Annotated in this window: 8 protein-coding genes; 6 read left to right on the forward strand and 2 right to left on the reverse strand. The window is 64.2% G+C overall.

Annotated elements, in window-relative coordinates; genetic code table 11:
- Positions 1 to 92 precede the first annotated feature (92 nt).
- Together pbpC and NKI10_RS02990 are read right to left on the reverse strand one after the other, a co-directional pair.
- Positions 93 to 2,198 carry a penicillin-binding protein 1C gene (gene pbpC, locus NKI10_RS02985; protein WP_352858551.1) on the reverse strand — a complete coding sequence of 702 codons (2,106 nt, stop codon included), beginning with the start codon at positions 2,196 to 2,198 and terminating at the stop codon, positions 93 to 95.
- 83 nt (positions 2,199 to 2,281) lie between these two features.
- Positions 2,282 to 7,768, reverse strand: a complete 5,487-nt coding sequence (locus NKI10_RS02990; RefSeq protein WP_352858554.1) for an alpha-2-macroglobulin family protein — start codon at positions 7,766 to 7,768, stop codon at positions 2,282 to 2,284.
- A 277-nt stretch (positions 7,769 to 8,045) separates the two neighbouring features.
- Between NKI10_RS02990 and NKI10_RS02995 the strand changes: the two genes are divergently transcribed.
- From NKI10_RS02995 to NKI10_RS03020, 6 genes are all read left to right on the forward strand, one after another.
- Positions 8,046 to 9,974, forward strand: coding sequence for an autotransporter assembly complex protein TamA (locus NKI10_RS02995; protein WP_352858557.1), 1,929 nt, complete (start codon positions 8,046 to 8,048; stop codon positions 9,972 to 9,974).
- 2 nt (positions 9,975 to 9,976) lie between these two features.
- The gene (locus NKI10_RS03000) at positions 9,977 to 16,024 is read left to right on the forward strand and encodes a translocation/assembly module TamB domain-containing protein (protein ID WP_352858560.1); all 6,048 of its coding nucleotides are present in this window, start codon (positions 9,977 to 9,979) and stop codon (positions 16,022 to 16,024) included.
- 252 nt (positions 16,025 to 16,276) lie between these two features.
- Complete coding sequence (locus NKI10_RS03005; RefSeq protein WP_352858563.1) at positions 16,277 to 17,929, forward strand: ABC transporter substrate-binding protein; 1,653 nt, start codon at positions 16,277 to 16,279, stop codon at positions 17,927 to 17,929.
- A 223-nt stretch (positions 17,930 to 18,152) separates the two neighbouring features.
- Positions 18,153 to 19,187, forward strand: coding sequence for an ABC transporter permease (locus NKI10_RS03010; protein WP_023668188.1), 1,035 nt, complete (start codon positions 18,153 to 18,155; stop codon positions 19,185 to 19,187).
- A 13-nt stretch (positions 19,188 to 19,200) separates the two neighbouring features.
- On the forward strand, positions 19,201 to 20,358 hold the full coding sequence (locus NKI10_RS03015) for an ABC transporter permease (protein WP_352858566.1): 1,158 nt from the start codon (positions 19,201 to 19,203) through the stop codon (positions 20,356 to 20,358).
- A 47-nt stretch (positions 20,359 to 20,405) separates the two neighbouring features.
- Positions 20,406 to 22,610: a dipeptide ABC transporter ATP-binding protein gene (locus NKI10_RS03020; RefSeq protein ID WP_352858569.1), complete on the forward strand. Its 2,205-nt coding sequence runs from the start codon at positions 20,406 to 20,408 to the stop codon at positions 22,608 to 22,610.
- Positions 22,611 to 22,747: the final 137 nt, after the last annotated feature.

Consider the following 22,747-nt stretch of genomic DNA (forward strand, 5'->3'; position numbering starts at 1 on the left):
CTTGCGGGGGAGATGGCCGGCAGGCCAGAGGGGGGTGCCTCGCGCCGGGTCTCGGGCGAAGAAGCCCAATCCCCTGAATCGCTTGGCGCCATCTATTCAACGAACACCTTCACGCTTGCCGCGCGTCCCACGGCGTCAATGACGGTGAGCGTCGAATAGCCGGCGCCGTCGGGCAGCCAGGTCGCAGTGCGGCGGCGGTCGATGCCGACGAGCGGCTTGCCATTGGCCAGCCAGCGGAACGGCGCGCGGCCGCCTTGCAGTTTCAGCACCAGCGGCGAGGCCTCGGCGGAATTGGTGGCGAGATCGACGCGGGCGCCGTTGGGCGGGAAAATGATCGTTGGCGCCGGTTCCGTCGGGCCTGCCTGCACCAGTCCGTCGGCGCCGGCGCCGAAGCGCGCCAATGTCACCGGCAGGTCTTCGCGCCTGGCCTTGACGACGCCGGCCGGCTGGCTGGGCAACGGGACGGCGGTGAGGCCTGAACGGACGAAGCCCTCGAACAGGATGGGGGCGGCCGAGACATAGCCGGACAGGCCGGGCACCGCACCGGCATCGGCGCGGCCGACCCACACACCCAGCACGTAGCGGCCGTCGAAGCCGACCGACCAGGCATCGCGATAGCCGTAGGACGTGCCGGTCTTGTAGGCGATGCCGCGCTGCAAGGCGCCCTCAGGCGGCTTTACGCCCGACAATATGTCGGTGATCTGCCAGTTCGCCTGGGCGTCGAGGATGGTGGCGGTGGCGCGCTCGGCGTTGGCCGGCTCGGTGCCGTCATGCAGCGTGTTTGCCTTGCCGCCATTGGCCAGGCCGGTATAGAGCTGGACGAGATCGCGCAGCGTCACGCCGACGCCTCCGAGGCCGATGGCGAGGCCCGGCGCCTCGTTGACCGGTAGCACGGGGCTGACGCCGGTCTGGCGGAAGCGCGCCATCAGCCGTGCCGGGCCGACCGAGTCGAGCACGCGGATCGCCGGAACGTTGAGCGACAGCTGCAGCGCCTGGCGGATCGAGACATCCCCCTGATAGCCCATGTCGAAATTCTTTGGCCGGTAGCCGCCGAAATCGACCGGACTGTCCTCGATCAGCATTTCCTGCGCCACCAGCCCTTGCTCGAAGGCGAGGCCATAGATGAACGGCTTCAGCGTCGAACCGGGCGAACGCACGATCCTGGTCATGTCGATCCAGCCGGAGCGGCTGGCATCGAAGAAATCGGCCGAGCCGACTTCGCCAAGAATGTCGCCGGTGCGCGCGTCCGCCATCACCATGGCGACCGACAGGCGCGGGCCAAGCTTGATCGCGGCATCGCGCGCCACCTGTTCCAGCCCTTGCTGGACGCTTTTGCGGATCGTAAGCTGCAGTGGCTTGCCGGGCACGGCCTTGGGCAGCATGGCGTAGGCGGCGTGCGGCGCCAGCGCCGGCAATTTGCGGCGCAGGCCCGGGACGTCGTCGAGGGCGGCGCGCGCGGCCTCGCGCTCGCCAAGCAGGCCTGCCGAAACCATGCGGGTCAGCACGCGGTCGCGGGCGGCATGAGCGATGGTGAGATTGCGGTCGGGCCGGCGCTTTTCCGGCAATTGCGGCAAGGCGACGAGCAGTGCTGCTTCCGAGACCGTCAGCCGCTTCGGCTCTTTGCCGAAATAGGCGAGCGAGGCGGCGCGCACACCTTCGAGATTGCCGCCATAGGGCGCCAAGGTCAGGTAGCGTTCGAGTATCTCCTGCTTGGACAGCCGCCGCTCGATCTGGATGGCACGCAGCATCTGCTTGATTTTCGAGCCGAGGCTGCGGCTTTCGCGGGGCTCGATCAGCCGGGCAAGCTGCATCGACAAAGTCGAGCCGCCGGAGACGATATGGCCGCTGGTGGCGAACTGGCCGGCGGCGCGCGCAAGCGCCAGCACATCTACGCCCTCATGGTCCCAGAAACGCTTGTCTTCATAGGTGACCAGCATGTCGACGAACTGCTTGTCGACCTGATCGAGATGAGTGTCGAGCCGCCAGTAACCGTCCGGCGTGGCGAAGGCGCGCAACAGCTGGCCGTCGCGGTCCTGGACCTCGGTGGAGACGGTGAGCCTTTCGGGCAGCGGCGGCGGAAAAGCGCGGTCGAGTTTCCAGAGAGAAGCGGCAGCGATCGCCGCAAAGCCGACGAGGGAGGCGGCGGCGATGCCTGTTCGACGGAGAAATTTTCTGGAGAGCATGGTGGTGCCCTTCATCCGCCTGCCGGCTCCTTCTCTCCGCATAGCGGGGAGAAGGAGATGGTCGCGGACATCGGCGTGTTCATCTTCGTCAAGGCGCCTTACGGCGCCTTGATCTCCATCATGCCGGTGGCGGTGCGGGCCGAATATTGCGGCCGGTACATGTCCTCCACCGTGGCTGCCGGATGGGCATAGGTGCCCGGCGTTACCGCACGCACGACGTAGGCCAGCATGATGTTGCGGTCGCCATCGCCATCATTGGGATTGAATGCCGCGACGAAACGGTCGTCGCGGAATTCGAGATGGGCTGCGTCCGTTTGCGCCAGCCAGGTGAAGTTCGACAATTGGGCGCTGGAGACAAGGCCCGGATTGTCGATCTCGAAGCCGGCCGGCAACAGGTCGGTGATCAGCAGGCGCGAAGGCCAGCGGTTCTGCTCGTAAACCTTGAGCACGACCACGTAGCGTTCGTTCTGCGTCGCCTCGGTGACGTTGGCTTCGGTGCCATCGAGCTTGTAGTAGGTGCGGTCGATGGTGAAGCCGTCGCCGCCGGCCGGCAAGGGCTCTACCGGCGAGGCGACCGTGGTGACGACCGCCTGCAGCGGCGTGGCGCCGGTGTTGGCGATGGTCAGCGGGCTGTCGGCAATGTCGTTGCCGCTGAGGTGGTTGGAATATCCACCTGCATGCGGCGCGCCGTTGACCGACAGCGTGATCGAGTCGTTGCCCGACTTCAGCGCGCGGGCCGCCAGAAGCATCCAGGACTCGTCCTGCGTGCTGGTCCAGCGGGCATCGGCGCGTTCCCTTGCCACCAGCCGGATCAGCTCCGGCACGATGGTAGGCGCCGGCTTCGATTCGGCGGCGAGCGCCAGGATTGCGGCGCCATCACGCAGCCGTGAGCCATAGTCGGACCGGTAGTAGTCGTACTCGGTGGTCGACTTGGCCAGCTGCAGCGCCGTCTGGAAGGTTGCTTCCGAACGTTGCGAGTCGCCGTAGAGCGCCAGGCTCGCCGCCAACTGGGCGACAGCCATCGGGCTCGAGAAGGCTTCGAGCTTGGTGTTGGCGTAGTAGCGCAGATCGCCGACCGAGGCCTTCTTGTTGCGGGCCAGAACATAGAGCGCGTAGGCGATTTCGCTGCCGCGATCCTGGACGTCCTGGTCGTAACCGACCGAGTTTTGCAGATTGCTCAGCGCCTGGCTCATCGCCAGCGCCGGCACGTCGTAGTTCTGCTCGCGCGCCCGGGTCAGGAAGTCGGTGACGTAAGAGTCAAGCCACAGATCGCCAGAGCCCGGACCCCACAGGCCGAAGCTGCCGGCCGAAGCCTGGTAGCTCAGCACCTTGTAGATGGCCGCCTGAACGAGGTCGTGCAGTTCGGGATCGCTTTGCATGCCGACGCCGGACGCCAGATCGTTGACGTAGAGAAGCGGCATGGCGCGGCTGGTGGTCTGCTCGGCGCAACCATAGGGGTAGCGGTCGAGCGTCATCAGCAGCGACGGCACGTCGAATGCGGCAGCCTGCGAAACGCCGACGCTGATCGAGGCGCCGTCGAGCAGGCTTGCCGCGAGCAGCTCCTTGTCGACGCGCAGCGAGCCGCCATTGCCCTTGAGGTCGACGACCAGACGGGTGGTGACCGGCAATTGCGCCGGACGCACCGGAACATACAGCGTCTGCTCGACGGCGGTGCCGTCGCCATGGGCGAGCTTGATGGTGATCGAGGCATTGCCCGCCGTCTGTGCAATCAGCGGCACGGTCAGCGTCTGGCGCTTGCCCTTGGCCAGCGTCAGCTTTTCGGGCAAGGGCTTGTCGCCGGTCGAGAGGTCGCCGGTCGTGGCGATCGACAGGGCATAGTCGCCCTCCGGACCGTCGGTGTCGGCGACGTCGAGCCGCATGATAGCTGCATCTCCAGGCGCCAGGAAGCGGGGCAGGCCGGCGGTGATCACCACCGGATCGCGCACGATGACATCGGTCGTGGCATGGCCGACGGCCTCCTTGGTCCAGGCGACGGCCATGACGCGCACGGTGCCGTTGAACTGCGGGATGTCGAAGTCGATCCTTGCCTTGCCGTCGGCGTCGAGCTGGACCGGGCCGGAGAAGAAGGCGACCAGCTTTTCGGTCGGGGGACTGCCTTGCGGCTGCATCGAGGCGCCGTCGCCGCCGGTCCTGAGCTTGCCGGTGGTGCCGAGCGAGCCGTCGATGAGACGGCCATAGATGTCGCGGACTTCGAGCCCGAGCATGCGCTGGCCGAAATACCAGCCCTCCGGATCCGGCGCCTTGTAGTTGGTGAGGTTCAAAATGCCGACATCGACGGCAGCGACCGTGACATAGGCATTGCTGCCCGGCGCTACGCCGGCGACCGAAACCGGGATCGACAGCTGCTGGCGCGGCATCGTCTTGTCCGGCGGCGTCAGGGTGACGGCGAGCTTTTTCGAGCCTGGGTCGACCGTCAGCCATTTTACGCCGATGGCGCGCGCCGGCATGCGGGTTTCCTGCGCATCGCCGGGCCGGAACAGGGTTGCGGTGATGTAGGCGCCGGCGCCCCAGTCGTCACCGACCGGGATCTCGACCGTGCTGCCGCCGGCCGGCACGGTTGCCGTGACGGTCTTGAGCAGCTTGTCGGCGCCGATGGTGACCAGCAGTTCGCCGGCAAAATGCGGCGACACTTTCAGCTTGGCCACGTCGCCGACGGCATAGCTGTCCTTGTCGAGAGCGATCTCGAGCCCGTCAGGCGTTTCGGTGGAGGTCGAGGAGACATACCAGCCGGCGTCGAACTCATAGCTGGTCGCCGGGCCCTCGGGATCGGCAGTCTCGATCTCGAGCCGGTACTGGCCCCAGTCGACCGGCATCGTCACGGTCGCCTCGGCATCGGCGCTGAGATCGACCTGGCCGTTGGCGATCGACTTGGTGAAGGTGACCGGTTCGTAGTTCCACGAGTTGTTGTTGCGATACCACTGGTAATTGCGTTCGACCTTGACCAGCGACCACTGCGCGCCCTTCAGCGTCTCGCGCTTGCCGTCGGGATCGACCGCGATGAGGCTGAATTTGGCGGTGCCGCCCTGCGGCACCTCATTGTCGGCGAAATCCGGACGAATGCCGATCATGTGGCCTTGCGGGCGGATGCCGATGTTGAGCGAGCGCTCGATGGCGCGGCCGCCGGTTTCGCGCATGCGAACCGTGACCTTGGCGTCGACCAGCTTGGTGGTCGCGGGCAATTGGTCGACCGTGACCGGGAAGGTCGCCTTGCCGTCGTCGCCGACCACCGGCAGACCGGTGAACGGGGTGACCGAAGGCTCGGCCGACTGCTCGTCGGCAAGGCCGAACGAATAGCCGGCGAAACGGTCCCAGTCGCGCGCCGTCGACAGCGTCAGCTCGCCTTCGAGCGCGAGGCCGGCGGCCGGCGCGCCATAGAGGAAGCGGCCGTCAATGTCGATGTTGGCGGTTTCGCCCTGGGCGATCTCCTGCTTGTCGGACTTCATGTCGAACTCGATGCGATCCGGCACGAAGTCTTCGACCAGGAACATCTGGCTGGAAACGGCCGCCTGCTTGGGATCGGTATAGATCGACACCGTCCAGGTGCCGCGCATGGCGTTGGCTTCCAGCGGCAGGTCGACGGCATAGCCGCCGGCCGAGACGCCATCGGCAACGATGCGGCGGTTCTCGACGCCGTCGGGACGGGCGAAGATGAAGGTCAGCGGCAGGTTTTCCACCGCTTTGGAGGCGCCGTCGCGGGCAAGGGCTGCGACATGCACATCCTCGCCGGCGCGGTAGATGCCGCGTTCGGTCCAGGCATAGACATCGAGCGCGCCCGGTGCGGCGCGTCCGGCGACGCCGCGATCGGACAAATCGAAGCCGGCGCGGCCCATGTCGAGGAAGACGAAATCGTTGTCGCCCTGCTTGGCCATCAGAACGGCCGGCACCATGCCGCCGTCGCCGCGCGTCAGGCCGGGGTTGAAGACAGCGTGGCCTTCGGCGTCGGACGTGGCTGTGCCGAGGATTTCATTGTTCCTGGCCAGCAGCGTCAGTTCGGCGCCGGCGATCGGCTTGGCGGTTCCGAGCGAGCGGGCAAAGACATTGAGGCCATCCTGGCCGGTATAGGTCGACAGGCCGATGTCGGAGACGACGAACCACTGCGTGGCAAGCGAATTGTAATTGTCCTCGTCATTTTCATTTACCGCTTGCGCGGTCAGCACGTAGACGCCGGGCTTGCGCTGCGGCAAAGCTTCGTCGACCGGGAACGACGTCGTGACGTCCTTGTTGAGGTCGTTGGCGATGTCGAGCTGGCCCTGCCAGACCGGCTCACCCATCTGGTCGGAAATGCTGGAGATATCATAGCCGTCGAGCTGCTTCAGGAACTGATAGCCGGACAGAAGCTGCGCCAGCGAACGATCGCCGATGCGGTAGAGCTTCATCTGCGCGGCATTCATGTTGACGGTGACGACCGGGATGCCGCGGCGGGCGCCGGCGGGCAGCACGAAGCTGTCGCCGGTGAAGCGGGCGGACGGCGCGCGGTCCTGCACATAGATCGACAGCACGACCGGAGCGGCGGTGACCTCGCCAATGGCGGCCGGCAGGCCGGCGCGGAAGGTCACTTCGTAATGTTGGCCGTGCTCCAGGCCTTCGACGCAGATCTGCTTGTCCTTTGCCTCGACGCCCTTGGGCGGCTGGTTGTCGACGGTGACGAACTGGGCGTAGTCGACGCCGGTCTTGACAAGCTCCTCGGAAAACTGCGCGCAAATGCGCGGCGCGCTGGTGTCGGCGTCGATCGAGTGATCGATGACGCGGAAGCCCTTGCGGGCCTTGAGATCCTCATATTCGGCCTTGACCGCCGGCGAACTGACCAGCGCGAGGCTGGCTTCATAAGCCTGCAGGGCTGGACGGTAGAGATCGCGGCGGTCGAGGCCGTTGCCGAGCAGCGCCAGCACTTCGGCGCGGGTCTTGGTGGTGCGCAGCAACTTGTAGGCGTTGATGGCGGCGGAGGTGCCTTTGACCGGCAGATTGTAGGATTCGGAGGTGCCGCTGGCCGGCTGTATGGCAAGCGTTTCACGCGCCAGACCGAGCCAAAGCTGGCCGTCGTCAGGCAGGACCGAGACCGCGGCCTCGTATTTGTTCATGGCTTGGCCATGGTCGCCGGTCAGTGCAGCCTGTTCGGCGGCGGCGCGGAGTGATTCCAGCCCGTCGGTCGGCTTGTCATAGGCCGGATCGGTCAGCTTGTTGCGGTATTGCTGGGCCTGGTCGGCCATCCAGTTGGGGAAAAAGGCGAGTTCCGGCGGGGCGCCGATATCGGGGTCGCCATCGACATTGACGACCTTGCCCGCGACCGCGCCGCTGAAGGGTTTCAACTGGTTATAGTCGGATTTTAGGAAGCACCATTTGGCCTTGTTGTTGTAAGTAAAGGCGCGGCAGGCCGGGTCGCCGAGGCATGTCGTCTTGCACTGATCGAGGCTGACATTCTGGTCCGATCTGAGATCGAAGCCGAAATAGTCGGAATTATTTGAGGTCACCACCCGGCGGGCTTCGGCCGCTTGCGCTACAGACCCCCAGGCGAAAATGAGAAGAATCAAGATCGACAGACCACGAGCCGCCGCGCGCATTGCCATAACACCCTCCAGACACTGCTACGTCCGCGGCATGTTCAAGCTTCAGTCAAGCTTGTCAACACGAGGACGGGCAGGTTTCCGCCCGCCAACGGTTCCCAAACCGGCCAATGACCGGTATGCCGATAGTTCATCCAGGGGAAAGGGATCACGCTTTCTTGCGAAAACGCAGAAGGTGTGAATTCCAAGCCCTGCCTATTTCAGACAATTGGATTGTGGCCCCTTTACGAGCGCTTCAAAACTTCATTCCAATTTTAGTTTTGTAACCTAGGTTGTCCTGATGCCGGCGTATGAAGCGCAGATGTCGAAGGTAAGTGCGCCACGGCGCACGCTTTCGCGCGCGCTGATTGTGGCGTTGGCGTGCTCGAGCGTGCTCGTTGCCGAATCGGGGTCGGCGGCCGCCTTCGAGCTCTTCGGCATCAAATTGTGGGGCTCTTCGAATGACGAAGACGCCGATATCGTCGACCCGCTGCGCTATGCGGTGACCATCGAAGCGCCCGATGCCGACAATGACCTGGTCAAGAAGCTCGAAAACGCCTCGTCGCTGAAATCCGACGAGGACCGCCCGGTTTCCGGCTCGCTCGGCCTTTTGGCAAAGGCGCGTAGCGACCGCGAACAGCTGGTCGCCGCGCTTTATGCCGACGCCCGCTATGAAGGCGTCGTCACCATCACCATCCAGGGCAAGGCGCTCGACGATTTGCCGCCTGATGCCGAATTCACTGGTCCGCAGCCGATCCCGGTGGTGGTCAGCATCGCCAGCGGGCCCAAATTCACACTCGGCAATATCAGGCTGGAGGGCGATGCCGCCGGGCTGGCGAGCGCCGATTTCGGCCTGATAGCCGGCGGCGATGCCGGCTCGGGCGCCGTGCTCAAGGCCGAGGCGCTGATCGTGCGGGCGCTGAAGCAGGAGGGCCGGCCGCTTGCCCGGATCACCGACAGGCAGGTCGTGGCCGAGCACACCACCTCGACGCTCGACGTGACGCTGACGGTGGCCGCCGGGCCGGTTGCCGGCTATGGCGACACCACCGTCGATGGCACCGAGAAGGTCGATCGCGAGTTCACCGAATATATGACCGGGCTGAAACGCGGCCGGCGATATTCGCCTGACGAGATCGACGATGCCCGCGACCGGCTGCTGAGGCTCGAAGTGTTCAACAGCGTGACGCTGAAGGAAGCCGACAGTCTCGACGCGGACGGCAACATTCCGATCGGCGTCCAGGTCAGCGAGCGCAAACCGCGCTATTTCGGCGTCGGCGGCACTTTCTCCAACACCGAAGGGCTAGGCCTGGAAGGCTATTGGGGCCACCGAAATCTGTTCGGCCGGGCCGAAAAACTGCGCATCGAGGGCAAGATCAGCGGCATCGGCAGCAACGATCTCAGCGAGCTCAACTACAATGCCGGCATCATGTTCGAGAAGCCCGGCGTGGTCGGGCCGGCCTCGAAATTCATCGCCAGCGTCAAGACCGTGCTCGAACATCCAGACGCCTACGACCATTTCTCGGTCAAGGGCAGCACCGGCCTGTCCTATGAGATCGACAAGAAGCAGACGGTTTCGGCTGAAATCGCGCTCGACTATTCCAGGATCACCGACGCCTTCGGCAAGCACAAATACCTGATCGCCAGCATTCCGCTGCAATATGTCTATGACAACAGGGACAACCGGCTCAATCCGACCAGCGGCTTCAGGGTTCTGGCCTATGCCGAACCGAGCTACGACATTCTGAGCGGCGCCGCCTTCCTCAAGCTCAGGGGCGAGGGCTCGGCCTATCAATCGCTCGACACCGCCTCGAAATTCGTGCTTGCCGAACGCGTCGCGCTGGGTTCGATCGTCGGCACCGGCCTTCAGAACGTTCCAGCCGACAGGCGCTTCTATTCCGGCGGTGGCGGCTCGGTGCGGGGCTATGCCTATCAGGGCATCGGACCGAAGGACATCGACAATCAGCCGATCGGCGGGCTTTCCTTCTTCGAAACATCGGTCGAAATGCGCATTGCTCTGACCGACACGATCGGCATCGTGCCGTTCGTCGACGCCGGCACTGTCTCGACCACAGCGACGCCGGACTTTTCCGACGTGAAGGTCGGCGCGGGCGTTGGCCTGCGCTACATCACGCCGTTCGGGCCGCTGCGCATCGACGCCGCCGTGCCGCTCAACCGCGACCGTGGCGACCCGCGTTTCGGCATCTATGCCGGGATCGGACAGGCGTTCTGACGATGAAGATTTTGAAACGCATCCTTCGCCTGTTTTTCTACACGCTGCTGATCGTGGCGGCGGCGGGCATCGGCGCGCTGGTCGTGCTGACCAAGACCGAGCGCGGCCGCGAAAATCTCGCCGGCATCATCTCTGACATGGCCTCGTCAGGGGACAGCAAAGTCACGGTCAGCGGCATTAACGGTATCTGGTCCGGCGCGCTGACGGTCGACCATGTCGTGCTGGAAGACCGCGAGGGCGCCTGGCTGGTGGCCCGCAAGGTGGCTGTCGACTGGTCGCCGCTGGCGCTGTTGTCGAAGAATTTCAGCGCCGACCGCATAGCGGCCGAACGGATAGAACTGGCACGGCTGCCTGTGACGAGCACCGAGCCGAGCCAGAGCGGGTCGGGCGGCCTGCCGGTTTCGCTTGATATCAGAGCGATCGATTTGCCGGAGATCGCGCTCGGCCAGCAACTTGCCGGCAGCGGCATTGCCGAACTTGCGGCCAAGGGATCGGCCAAGGTCGATGCGTCGCCGCTGGCGATCCAGACGGTGCTCAACGTTACCCGCCATGACGGCAAGCAAGGCAATGTCGACGCCAACATCCACTTCGCGCCGGATGAAAACAAGCTTGACCTCGATCTCAAGGCTTCCGAGCCGGCCGGCGGCATCATCGCCAACCTGCTCAAGCTACCCAGCGCGCCGCCGGTCAACATCGTCGTCTCGGGCACCGGGCCGCTGGCCAACTGGAGCGGCGTCGGCACCTTCATGGTCGATGGGCAGATCGTTACCCAGCTCACCGGCCGGCACCAGCTGACCGACAAGGGCAACCGGATCGAGGCCAAGGGCGACGGTTCGTTCGAAGGCTTCCTGCCGGAACGGTTCAAGTCGCTGTTTGCCGGCAAGACCAGTTTCGACCTCGCCGGCACCGCGACCGCAGCCGGCGGCGTCGACATCGAGCGCGCTGCAATCGAGAGCGACGCAGTTCATGGTACCGCTGCCGGCATGGTCGACCCCAACGGCGCCAGCGACCTTTCGGTCGAACTCGTGGCCAAAGCCAAGCCGGTCACGGTCAATGTCGGTACCCAGGCGCAGCCGATCATGGTGGCCATCAACAATGTGACCGCGCGCGCCTTCGGTGACGGCAAGGCGCCGATGATTGACGCCAGCGCTTCACTGGTCTCGGTGGTGGCGGGCGGCTCTCAGGTGAACAATCTCGATGCGAAGATCCATTCCGACGGTTTCGACTTCGAGAACCGCAGCGGCCCGGTCAGCGTGTCGCTGGCGGCGGCCGGGCTGAAGACCGACGTCGCGACGCTGGCGCCGCTGGTGACCGGCAAGCTGACGGCCTCTCTTGCCGGTTCGATCAGCAGGGACGAGATTTCGCTCGACGAAGGCACGCTGCGCAGCGATGCTCTCAATGCCGGGCTGACGGCTAAGGTGACGCTGGCCGATCTCGCCATGACGCTGAAGATGAATGCGGATGCTGTGTCGACGGCGCTGCCGCCGCAGATCAGTTCGCTGCTTGGCGAACGGGTCAAATTCTCGGCGACCGCGACGCGCGATCCGCAGGGCTCTTTCGCCGCCAACTCGATCGAACTCACTTCCGGTTCGCTGAGCGCCAGCGGCACCGCCAGCGCGCAAGGCAGCGATATCCAGGCCGACATCAAGGGCAAGCTCGGCGACGTCTCGGTGCTGTCTTCGCTGGTCGGCGTGCCGGTCGCCGGCGGGGTCGATTTCGCGCTGACGGCAAGCGGCGCGCGCAACGCACCGGATTTCTCGGTTTCGGCCGACAGTGCCAGCCTGACGGCCTCCGGCCGCACCGTCAAGGACATCAAGCTGACCGCATCGGGCAAGGCCGATATTGTGAGCCCGGCCGCAGATGTCTCGCTGACCGGCGCGGTCGACGAACAGCCGCTCGCCATCAAGGCGGCGCTGGTGACGAGCGATGGCAAGCGCTCCATCAAGGGGCTCAGCGTAGCGCTGGGCGACAACAAGGTGTCGGGCGACCTCACGCTCGATGAAAAATTCCTGCCGCTGGGGACTCTGACGATCTCCGCGCCCGATATCGCGCCGCTGGCGTCGCTGGCCGGGCAGACGGCGGCCGGCGATATCGGCGGCACGGTGGTGTTCGCCAAAGACGGCGAGGCTCCCACCGTCGCCATCAATGCAGCCAGCGTGTCGATCGCGCGCGGCGATGTGGCAGCCAAGGCAGTCACCGTCAGCGCACTGATCGCCAACTATCTCAACAGCCCGGCGATCTCCGGCACGATCAAGGCCGACAGCGTGACCTCGGGAACGACCGTCGTCAGCGGCATCGGCGTTGACCTCAAGCGTGACGGCGACTGGACGAATTTCACCGGCGGCGCAACCATATCAGGCATTCCGGCGACAGCTGCCGGGCGGGCGAAGATTGCCGGCGGCACGACCAGCGTCGAGATCGCGTCCGGCGAGGCGACGGTGCGCGGCATCAAGGTGGCGATCGCCGAGCCGTCGAGCCTGACCATTGCCGATGGCATAACCAACATTCAAAGGCTGGTAGTCGATCTCGGCGGCGGCTCGGTGACGCTGTCGGGCACGGCGGGCCAGACGCTCGATCTGGCGGCGACCTTCTCGGCGCTGCCGGCTGCGCTTGCCAATGGCTTTTCGCCCGGCCTCGATGCCGCGGGCACGCTCGACGGCACGGCGCAAATCACCGGGCCGTCAGCAAATCCCGACATTCGCTTTAATGCAAAACTGGCCGGCGCCGAGACCAGCCAGACCCGTCAGGCCGGGCTCGGACCGCTCGATGTCGATGCGGCCGGCAGCTATTCGACGGCCGGCGGCATCGTGCTGGATCAGGCGACGCTGTCGGGCCAAAAAATCTCCGGCAAGGCAGCCGGCACCGTCAACCCGAACGGCGCCAGCGATTTCGCGCTCGATCTGACATCGTCCGGTCCGAGCCTGCCGTTGACGCTGGGCAGCGCGGAAAGCCCGATCAAGCTCGAATTGCAGGCGCTGTCGGTGAAGGCGGCCGGGCAGGCTGCGCAAGCCAAGCTCAACATCTCGGCGGTACTGCCTTCGGTGGCGACGGATGACGCCAAGGTCGAGGGCATTGCGCTTGCGCTGCATTCCGATGCGTTCGATGTGAGAAGCCGAACCGGTCCGATCTCGGGCACGGTGACGGCGGACAAGATCGGTCTGGACAATCCGACCATCGCGCCGCTGATCGCCGGCAAGATCACCGCCAAGATCGCCGGCACCCTGGCGGCGGACGCGATCACCATCGACAGCGGCTCGGTGCAGGCCGATGCGCTGGGCAGCGCCTTCAATGGCCGTGTCGGCTTTGCCGATGGAGCAATCGACCTCAACCTCAACGCCGACGTGCTGTCGGCGGCGTTGCCGGCGGCGGCGCGCAGCGTGCTGGCAGAGCGCACGCAGCTCAGCGCCATGCTGAAGCGAGATGGCAATGGCAATGTCAGCGTCAATCCGGTCAAGCTGGCGTCGGGCGCACTGACCGCGGACGGCCAGGCCAGTCTCGCCGACAACAAGCTCAGCGCAGATGTCAAGGGTGCACTGGCCGACATCTCGCTGTTATCGAAAGATGCCAAAGGCGCGATCAGCTTTGCACTCAACGCGCAGGGGCCTAGCCTGGCGCCGGATCTGTCGCTGACGGTCAACAGCGACCGGCTGCTGGTGGCGGAACGCGAAATCACCGGGTTGAAGCTGACCGCCACCGGCAAGGCCGACGCCGCCAATCCGGCGGCCAATGTGCAACTGACCGGCAATGTCGCGGGGCAGGCGCTGCAAGGCAGCGCGGTGCTGGCGACGGCCGACGGCAAGAGCGCCATCAACGGACTGCTGCTGTCGCTCGGCAAGAACAGGATTTCCGGCGACCTTGCGCTCGACGAGGCTTTCGTGCCGGTCGGCACCATCGCGCTCGACCTGCCGGATATCGGGCCGCTGGCGGCGCTGGCACTGGAAAAGGCCGAAGGCGACGTGCGCGGCACTATTGCATTCTCCAAGACCGCGGATGGCCCGAACGTCGCCGTCAAGGCTGCGACCGCTTCGATCACGCGCGGCGACCTGCAGGCGAAGACGGTGTCGATCGATGCGCTGGTCGCCAACTATCTCGCCGCGCCGGTCATCTCGGGCAAAATTCGCGCCGACAGCGTCATTTCCGGCGGGACCGCCATCAGCGGCATCGATTTCGATTTGAAGCGCGACGGCGACTGGACCGGGTTTTCCGGCGGCGCCACCGTCAAGGGCATTCCGGCGAAGGCTGGGGGCAGGGTAAAGGTGGCTGGCGGCACCACCACCATCGAACTCGCTTCCGGCCAGGCCACGGTGCAGGGCATCAAGGCGGCCATCGCCCAGGCCTCGACCGTCAGCATCGCCAACGGCACCACGACGCTGGACAAGCTGGTGCTCAATCTCGGTGGCGGCACGGCGACGGTGACCGGCAAGGTCGGGCAGGCACTCGACATCAGCGCCGCGCTGTCGAAGGTGCCGGCCTCACTCGCCAACAGTTTTTCGCCGGGCCTCCAGGCCGCCGGTTCGATTTCGGGAACAGTCAAGGTAACCGGCGCGCCGGGCAATCCGACTGTCGCTTTCGATATCGATGCCGGCGGGGTGCAGACCTCGCAGACGCGCAGCGCCGGTCTTGGCGGCATGAATATCTCTTCGTCGGGAACATTCGCCGGCAAGAAGCTCACCTTCAACGCCGACATCAGCGACGGCGCCGGGCTTGGCCTCAAGGGCGGCGGTACGGTGACGACGGCCGGCACACCAGCGCTGGTGCTCGACTTCAACGGCAAGGTGCCATTTTCCTTCCTGGCCGCCAAGCTTGCGGCGCAAGGGCTGTCGCTCAGCGGCACCGCCAACGTCAATATCCAGATGCGCGGCCCGGCGGCGTCGCCGGTGATCGGCGGCACGGTCAGCACGTCGGGCGCCCGCCTGGTCGACGCGCGTTCCGGCCTTGCCGTCAACGACATTGCCGCCGACATTTCGATCGGCAACGGCGTTGCCCGGATCAACCGGCTGACCGGCACGCTGTCGACACGCGGGAGCCTGTCGGCCTCCGGCACCCTCGGCATCAATCCGGCGCAAGGTTTCCCAGCCGATTTGTCGATCAAGCTGGTTGACGGCCGCTATACCGACGGCAGGGTGGTGACAGCCAATCTCGGCGGCGACCTGACCATCAAGGGGCCGCTCACCTCGGCGCCGGTGATTTCGGGCACCGTCAACCTGGCCAAGACCGTCATCACCGTTCCCGATAAGCTGCCGGGCTCGCTGGCAGCGCTCGGTGTCAAGCACAAGAACGCGCCCGCCTCCGTGCGGGCGCAGGACAAGGCCTTGCGACCGGCGGCGGCCAGCGGTGGCGGCGGCAGTGGGCTTGTCCTCGACGTCACGGTCAATGCGCCGAACCAGATCTTCATCCAGGGCAGGGGCGTCGATGCCGAGTTTGGCGGTTCGCTGAGGCTGACCGGCCCGGCGGCTTCGCCGCAGGCGGTCGGCACCTTCACCTTGCAGCGTGGGCGGCTGTCGATCCTCGGCAAGCGGCTGACCTTTACCGAAGGCACGGTCGGCTTTTCGGGCTCGCTGGTGCCCTACCTCAACTTGACCGCGACATCGACCACGACCAGCGCCACCGTCACCATCGTCGTCTCGGGCGAAGCCACCAATCCGAAATTCGACTTCTCCTCGGTGCCGGCGCTGCCCGAGGACGAGGTGCTGGCGCAGCTGATTTTCGGCCGCTCTATGTCGAACCTGTCGCCGCTTCAGATCGCGCAGCTGGCCGAGGCCGCCGGCCAACTGGCCGGCGTCGGCGGCTCGACCTCGCTGCTCGAAAACCTGCGCAGTGCAATCGGCGTCGATGACCTGGATGTGACCACCGATGACCAGGGCGGCACCGCCGTGTCGGCGGGCAAGTACCTCAATGACCGCACCTATGTGACGATCCAGAAAGGCGACAGGCCAGGATCGGGCAAGGCGACGATCGACCTCAATGTGGGACGCGGCGTCAAGCTGCGCGGCGAGGCCAACGATGGCGGCGAGGCCAAGGGCGGCATCTTCTACGAAAAGGAATATTGAGTTCCTGGCCCTTACCGCCGCCGGAACTGGCGCTGTCTCAACCCGCCCAAATGTATCAGTTACTCGCCTGAGCAGATTCCGGCGGAATCTGGGCGCGCTAGCACTTTTGCGCCAAGTCTGTCGTTATCACGCGAACCGCTCCCTTTTCAAAGTTGCACATTCCCTAACAGGTTCCGTAGCCATGCCGTCTTTGACATCACGGCAGGGATGCGGAATGTTAAAAGGCGGAAAGCCAACAATGGGAGTTAAGGTATGACAAATTACAAGAGTAATGGCGATCGCGTTCCCGATCACATCCTGGCCATGGCCGAAGAAGCCAAGGCAGGCAAAGTCGATCGCCGCGAGTTCCTCGCCATGGCCAGCGTGTTCGGCGCGTCGACTGCGATGGCCTACGGCATGCTCGGCGTAGCCGTGCCGACCCAAGCCAGGGCCGAAGTGGTGCAGGGCAAGAAGGGCGGCATCCTTAAAGTCGCGCAATGGGTCAAGGATCCCAAGGATCCGCGCAAGGCCGACTGGTCGGAAATCGCCAATGCCGAGCGTCAGGCGCTTGAGCCGCTGGTCAAGTACACCAGCGAATACACGTTCCGCCCGTACCTTCTGGAGAGCTGGGAGGTCAACGACGACGCCACCGAGTACACGCTGCATGTGCGCAAGGGTGTGACCTGGTCGAATGGCGATGCCTTCACCGCCGATGACGTCATCTTCAATCTCAAGCGCTGGGCCGACAAGAAGGCCGAGGGCAATTCCATGCCTGGCCGTCTCGGCACGCTGGTCAAGGACGACAAGCTCGACGAAAGCGCCGTGACCAAGGTTGACGACCACACCGTCAAGCTGAAGCTCGGCAAGGCTGACATCGCGCTCATTCCGAACATGTGCGACTATCCCGGCCTCATCGTGCACAAGAGCTTCGACGAGAAGGGCGGCGACTTCAAAGCCTGCCCGATCGGTACCGGCCCGTTCGAGCTCGTCTCCTACGATGTCGGCCAGAAGGTGGTCTACAAGCGCCGCGAGGACAACAAGTGGTGGGACGGCGAGGTGTTCCTCGACGGCATCGAGTTCGTCGACTACGGCACCGATCCGGCAGCCATGGTCAGTGCCTTCGAGGCCGGCGAAGTCCATACGAATTTCGAGACCTCGGCCGACTATGTGTCGATCCTCGACGGACTGGACCTGGTCAAGTCCGAAATCGTCACCGCCTCGACCATCGTGTGCCGCACCAACATCAACAACAAGCCTTACGGCGATCAGAAAGTGCGCAACGCGCTGCAGTTGGCGGTCGACAACAATGTCGTTCTGCAGCTTGGCTACGGAAATGCCGGCACGGTGGCTGAAAACCACCATGTCTGCCAAATCCACCCGGAATATTACGAGTTGCCCAAAGTCGCTCGCGATCCGGCCAAGGCCAAGGCGCTGATGGCGGAAGCCGGCCAGGCCGACTTCGAGCATGAGCTGATCACGGTCGACGAAGACTGGCACAAGAATACCGGCGACGCCATCGCCGCGCAGATGCGCGACGCCGGCCTCAAGGTAAAGCGCACGGTGCTGCCGGGCTCGACGTTCTGGAACGACTGGACCAAGTACCCGCTGTCGATGACCAACTGGAACATGCGCCCGCTCGGCGTTCAGGTTCTGGCGATCGGCTACCGCACCGGCGAGGCGTGGAACGAGTCGGCCTATTCCAACCCCGAATGGGATGCCAAGCTCAATGCAGCATTGGCCGTTGCCGATGCGGCCAAGCGCAAGGAGATGATGAAGGACATCGAGCAGATCCTGCAGGATTCCGGCATCATGATCCAGCCATACTGGCGCAAGCTCTACAGCCACTCGGTCAAGGCGGTGCAGAATTACAAGATGCATCCGACCTTCGAGCGCGACTACGGCAAGGTCTGGCTCGACCAGGCGTGATCGGAACGTCAGGGAAGGGGCGCTTCGCTCCTTCCCGTCACGCCTCGCTTGGTCCAGAACCGGAAGCCGCCGCAGCAAAAAGTTGCGGACTCTCCTGAAAGACCGTTCAATAAAACTGGGTTGATTGCATCCGAGTGCCGATTTGACGGCCAACTCTGCCGGCAACGGCAAAGCTGGTTTTTCGAACTGGCTCCAACCCCAACCAGACCGGCAGGGGACCGCCATGCTTTCTTTCGTAATCAGGCGTCTCGGCACCATGGCATTGACGATGCTGTGCCTGACGATGATCGTCTTCTTCCTGATCAACCTCGAGCCGAATTTGAAGAAGCTGGCGATCAGCCAGACCGAAATGCACACATCGGCCGAACAGCTCGAAAGCTGGCTGGTCAACCATGGCTACCGGCAGAACTTCTTCGTGCGCTACGGGCAATGGCTGGGCGTCGTCCCGAAGCAACCGGTGACCGATCCGGCGACCGGCAAGCCGACGCAGCGTTTCTCCTTCTGCAACGATCCGCTGGAGCCGAAATTCTCCGGCATCCTGGAAGGTGATTTCGGCTGCTCGACCAAGTTCAAAACCTCCGTTGCGTCAAAGCTCTTCCCCGCACTCGCCGCCACCGGTATCCTGATGCTCTGCGTGCTGTTGGTGATGGTGCCGATTTCGCTGCTGATCGGCATCCTGGCCGGCATGCGCGAGGGCTCGCGAACGGACCGAACGCTGTCCGTCGCATCAATCGCGTCGACGGCGACGCCCGAATATGTGTCCGGCGTCATCTTCACCGTCATCTTCGCCTCCTGGCTCGGCTGGCTGAACGGTTCGGCCGCCTCGGCAAGCCAGGGCATCACCTTCTACAATTTCACCCTGCCGGTGATGACGCTGGCGATCTACGGCATCGGCTACATCGCCCGCATGACACGCGCCTCGATGGTCGAGGTGATGACGCAGCAATATATCCGCACCGCCCGGCTGAAGGGGCTTTCCTTCGGCAGCGTCGTCGTCAAGCACGCGCTGCGCAATGCGCTGATTGCGCCCTTCACCGTCATCATGCTGCAATTTCCCTGGCTGCTTACCGGCGTCGTCATCGTCGAGGTGATGTTCCGCTACCAGGGCTTTGGCTACACGCTGGTCGAGGCCGCCGGCAACAACGACATCGATCTGCTGCTTGGCTGTTCACTGGTCTCGGTGTTCATCGTGCTGATCACGCAGCTCATCTCGGATGTCGGCTACGCGTTCCTCAATCCGCGTATCAGAGTTCAATAGGGGGCTGGGGCAGATGCAGGTCGAATATATCGGTGCCTTCAATGTCGTGCTCGGCGTGATTGGGCGTTTCTGGCCGGTCTGGTTAGGGCTTGCCCTGGTGATGGGGGTGAGCTTCACCTACAAGAAAAGGCTCGGCCTCTACGGCCAGTTGTTCGATAGCGGCGTCGGCATAGTCGGTGTCGGCATCTGCCTGTTCTGGCTGTTCACGGCAATCTTCGCGTCGACCGTCGCGCCCTTCGATCCGCTCGCCCAGGTCCCGATCATGAAGGATGCGCTGCCGGGCTCGCTCGAGCCGGTATCGAAACTCATCTACTATTTCGGCGGCGACAAGCTCGCCCGCGATGTCTTTTCGCGCATGGTCTATGGCAGCCAGATCGTGCTGATCATCGCACCGGCTGCGACCGGTTTCGCGCTGATGGTCGGCATCACGCTCGGTCTGCCCGCCGGTTACTATGGCGGCCGGATCGACACCGTGCTGTCCTTCCTGGCCAATCTGGTGCTGGCCTTCCCGGTGATCCTGCTGTTCTACCTGCTGGTGACGCCGGGCATCATGGATACGCCGATCCCCTACGCCATGGCCGGGCTGTTCTTCCTGTTCCCGATCATCTTCTTTTCGGTGCTGTTCTGGACGCGCTACAAGAACCGGCCGGACCGCCTCTATATATTGCTCGGGCTGACGCTGATCATCGGCGGCTGGGTCTATGCCGGCCTGGTGTTCGACGCCGATCCGTTCAAGATCATCCACATCGATCCCAACCAGCTCAACATCTTCGTGGCGGTGGTGTTCGCCTCCAGCCCCGGCGTATTCCGCATCGTGCGCGGCCTGGTGATGGACATCAAGACGCGCGACTATGTGGCGGCGGCGCAGACGCGCGGTGAATCGCCCTGGTACATCATGCTGTGGGAGATCCTGCCCAATGCGCGCGGGCCGCTGATCGTCGATGCCTGCCTGCGCATCGGCTACACCACGATCCTGCTCGGCACGCTCGGCTATTTCGGGCTGGGCCTGGCGCCGGAGAGCCCGGACTGGGGCACCGCAATCAAGGACGCCAGCCGCCTGCTGCGCTCCTTCATCCACCCGGCGCTGCCGCCGACGATCGCGCTGATGTCGTTCGTGCTGGGCTTGAACCTGCTTGCCGACTCGCTGCGCGAACAATCGATGAAAGACTGATCTGCGGGTTTCGGCCCGCGAGCATGAAAATAGGATTGGAGCGACCCATGAATGAGGCAGTTCGAAATCCCCCAAAGTCGACCAATGGGCCGATCATCGAGATCGAGAACCTGTCGATCTCCTTCTTCACCCGCAAGGGCGAGATCCCTGCCGTCATGGACTTTTCCTGCACGGTGATGCCGGGCGAAGCCATGGGCATCGTCGGCGAGTCCGGCTGCGGCAAGTCGACCGTGTCGCTCGGTATCATGCGCGACCTCTCCAACATCGGAAAGATCGTCGGCGGCAAGATCAAGTTCCAGGGCAAGGACATGGGCGAGCTGTCCGACGAGGAGTTGCGCTCCATCCGCGGCAACAAGATCGCCATGATCTACCAGGAGCCGATGGCGAGCCTCAATCCGGCGATGAAGGTCGGCCAGCAATTGATGGAAGTGCCGCTGATCCACGACAAGGTGTCGAAGGAAGAGGCTTACAAAAGGGCGCTCGAAATGGTGCGCTCGGTGAGATTGCCCGATCCCGAACGCATGATGCGTTCCTATCCGCACCAGCTGTCCGGCGGCCAGCAGCAGCGCATCGTCATTGCCATGGCGCTGCTGTCGAAGCCGGCGCTGCTTCTGCTCGACGAACCGACGACGGCGCTCGACGTGACGGTGGAGGCCGGCATCGTCGAACTGGTCAAGGGGCTGGGCGAGAAGTTCGGCACGTCGATGATCTTCGTGTCGCACAATCTGGGCCTCATCCTCGAGACCTGCGACCGCATCACGGTGATGTACTCGGGCGAAGCGGTCGAGACCGGCAAGATCAAGGACGTGTTCGACCGGATGCGCCATCCCTATACGCAAGGGCTGTTCCGTTCGATCCCGCTGCCGGGCGCCGACAAGAATTCGCGGCCCCTGATCTCTATCCCCGGCCAGTTGCCGCTGCCGCATGAGCGGCCCAAGGGCTGCAATTTCGGCCCGCGCTGCCACCATTTCGTTGAGGGCGTCTGCAATGCCGCCGAAATCCCGATGATCGAGGTCGCCGGTCACGAAGGGCATTTCTCGCGCTGCGTGCGCTTCAACGAGATCGACTGGGAAGCGCTGCCTCCCGGCGCCAAGAAGGTCAATGAGAAGGTCGTGCCCGGCGCGCCGGTGCTCAAGATCGAGGATTTGAGAAAATACTACAAGGTCGGCGGCAGCGAAGTGTTCGGCTCCAGCGAAGGCCGCGTCGTCAAGGCCAATGAGACGATCTCGTTCATGGCCCGCGAATCCGAGACCGTCGCCATCGTCGGCGAGTCCGGCTGCGGAAAGTCGACGCTGGCCAAGGTCCTGCTCGGGCTGGAGACGGCAAGTGCCGGCACAGTGACGCTGGGCAACAAGGAGATCCAGTCGACCGGCATCGAGAAGCGCAGCGTCGAAACGGTGTCATCGATCCAGATGGTGTTCCAGAACCCGTTCGATACGCTCAATCCCAGCCACTCCGTCGGTTCGCAGATCATCCGCACGCTGGAAAAATTCAAAGTCGGCAACAATGTCGCGGAGCGGCGCAAGCGCATGCTGGAACTGCTTGACCTGGTGAAGCTGCCGCGGGCCTTCGAGACGCGCAAGCCGCGTCAGCTCTCAGGCGGCCAGAAGCAGCGCATCGGCGTTGCGCGCGCCTTTGCCGGCGATGCCAAGGTGGTGGTGGCCGACGAGCCGGTGTCGGCACTCGACGTCTCGGTGCAGGCGGCCGTGACCGAGCTGCTGATGGACATCCAGCGCAAGAACAAGACGACGATGCTGTTCATCAGCCACGATCTGTCCGTCGTGCGCTACATCGCCGACCGCGTCGTCGTCATGTATCTCGGCTACATCGTCGAGCAGGGCACGACCGACCAGATCTTCGCGCCACCCTATCACCCCTACACAGAGGCGCTGCTGTCGGCTATCCCGATCGCCGACACCAGCGTGGTCAAACGGCACATCGTGCTCGAAGGCGATATCCCGTCGGCGATGAACCCGCCGAGCGGCTGCCCGTTCCAGACGCGCTGCGGCTACAAGAGGCTGGTGCCGGACAATCTGTGCGAGACCAAGGTGCCGCCGGTGAAGCATCTCGGCAATGGCCATATGAGCCTGTGCTGGCTGTCGGACGATGTGCTGGCGACGATGGAGCCGGTGATCAAGTTCGACAGGGAACACGCAGCGCATGAGGGCGTGCCGGAAGACGCACCGGATGGGATCGGCCCAGGTTTCGCCGGCGAACCGCCGAAGCGCCCGCATGGCAAGAAGCCGAGCTGACCAGCCATAGAGGCAATGCCGCTCGTTGGCGCATTGCCGCAGCGTCGCCATAGCTCAAGGAACGACAGGCCACGTTCGCTTGAATATTGCTGTCCATTGCTTTATGTGATGCGTGATGTTTGATGCGAGATAGGGAG

This window comes from Mesorhizobium sp. M0802, from assembly GCF_040320115.1.
GTDB lineage: Bacteria > Pseudomonadota > Alphaproteobacteria > Rhizobiales > Rhizobiaceae > Mesorhizobium.

Excerpts from the sequence above, each read along its gene's own strand:
- pbpC (WP_352858551.1), bottom strand. The coding sequence starts at position 2,198 with ATGAAGGGCACCACCATGCTCTCCAGAAAATTTCTCCGTCGAACAGGC.
- NKI10_RS02990 (WP_352858554.1), bottom strand. The coding sequence starts at position 7,768 with ATGGCAATGCGCGCGGCGGCTCGTGGTCTGTCGATCTTGATTCTTCTC.
- NKI10_RS02995 (WP_352858557.1), top strand. The coding sequence starts at position 8,046 with ATGCCGGCGTATGAAGCGCAGATGTCGAAGGTAAGTGCGCCACGGCGC.
- NKI10_RS03000 (WP_352858560.1), top strand. The coding sequence starts at position 9,977 with ATGAAGATTTTGAAACGCATCCTTCGCCTGTTTTTCTACACGCTGCTG.
- NKI10_RS03005 (WP_352858563.1), top strand. The coding sequence starts at position 16,277 with ATGACAAATTACAAGAGTAATGGCGATCGCGTTCCCGATCACATCCTG.
- NKI10_RS03010 (WP_023668188.1), top strand. The coding sequence starts at position 18,153 with ATGCTTTCTTTCGTAATCAGGCGTCTCGGCACCATGGCATTGACGATG.
- NKI10_RS03015 (WP_352858566.1), top strand. The coding sequence starts at position 19,201 with ATGCAGGTCGAATATATCGGTGCCTTCAATGTCGTGCTCGGCGTGATT.
- NKI10_RS03020 (WP_352858569.1), top strand. The coding sequence starts at position 20,406 with ATGAATGAGGCAGTTCGAAATCCCCCAAAGTCGACCAATGGGCCGATC.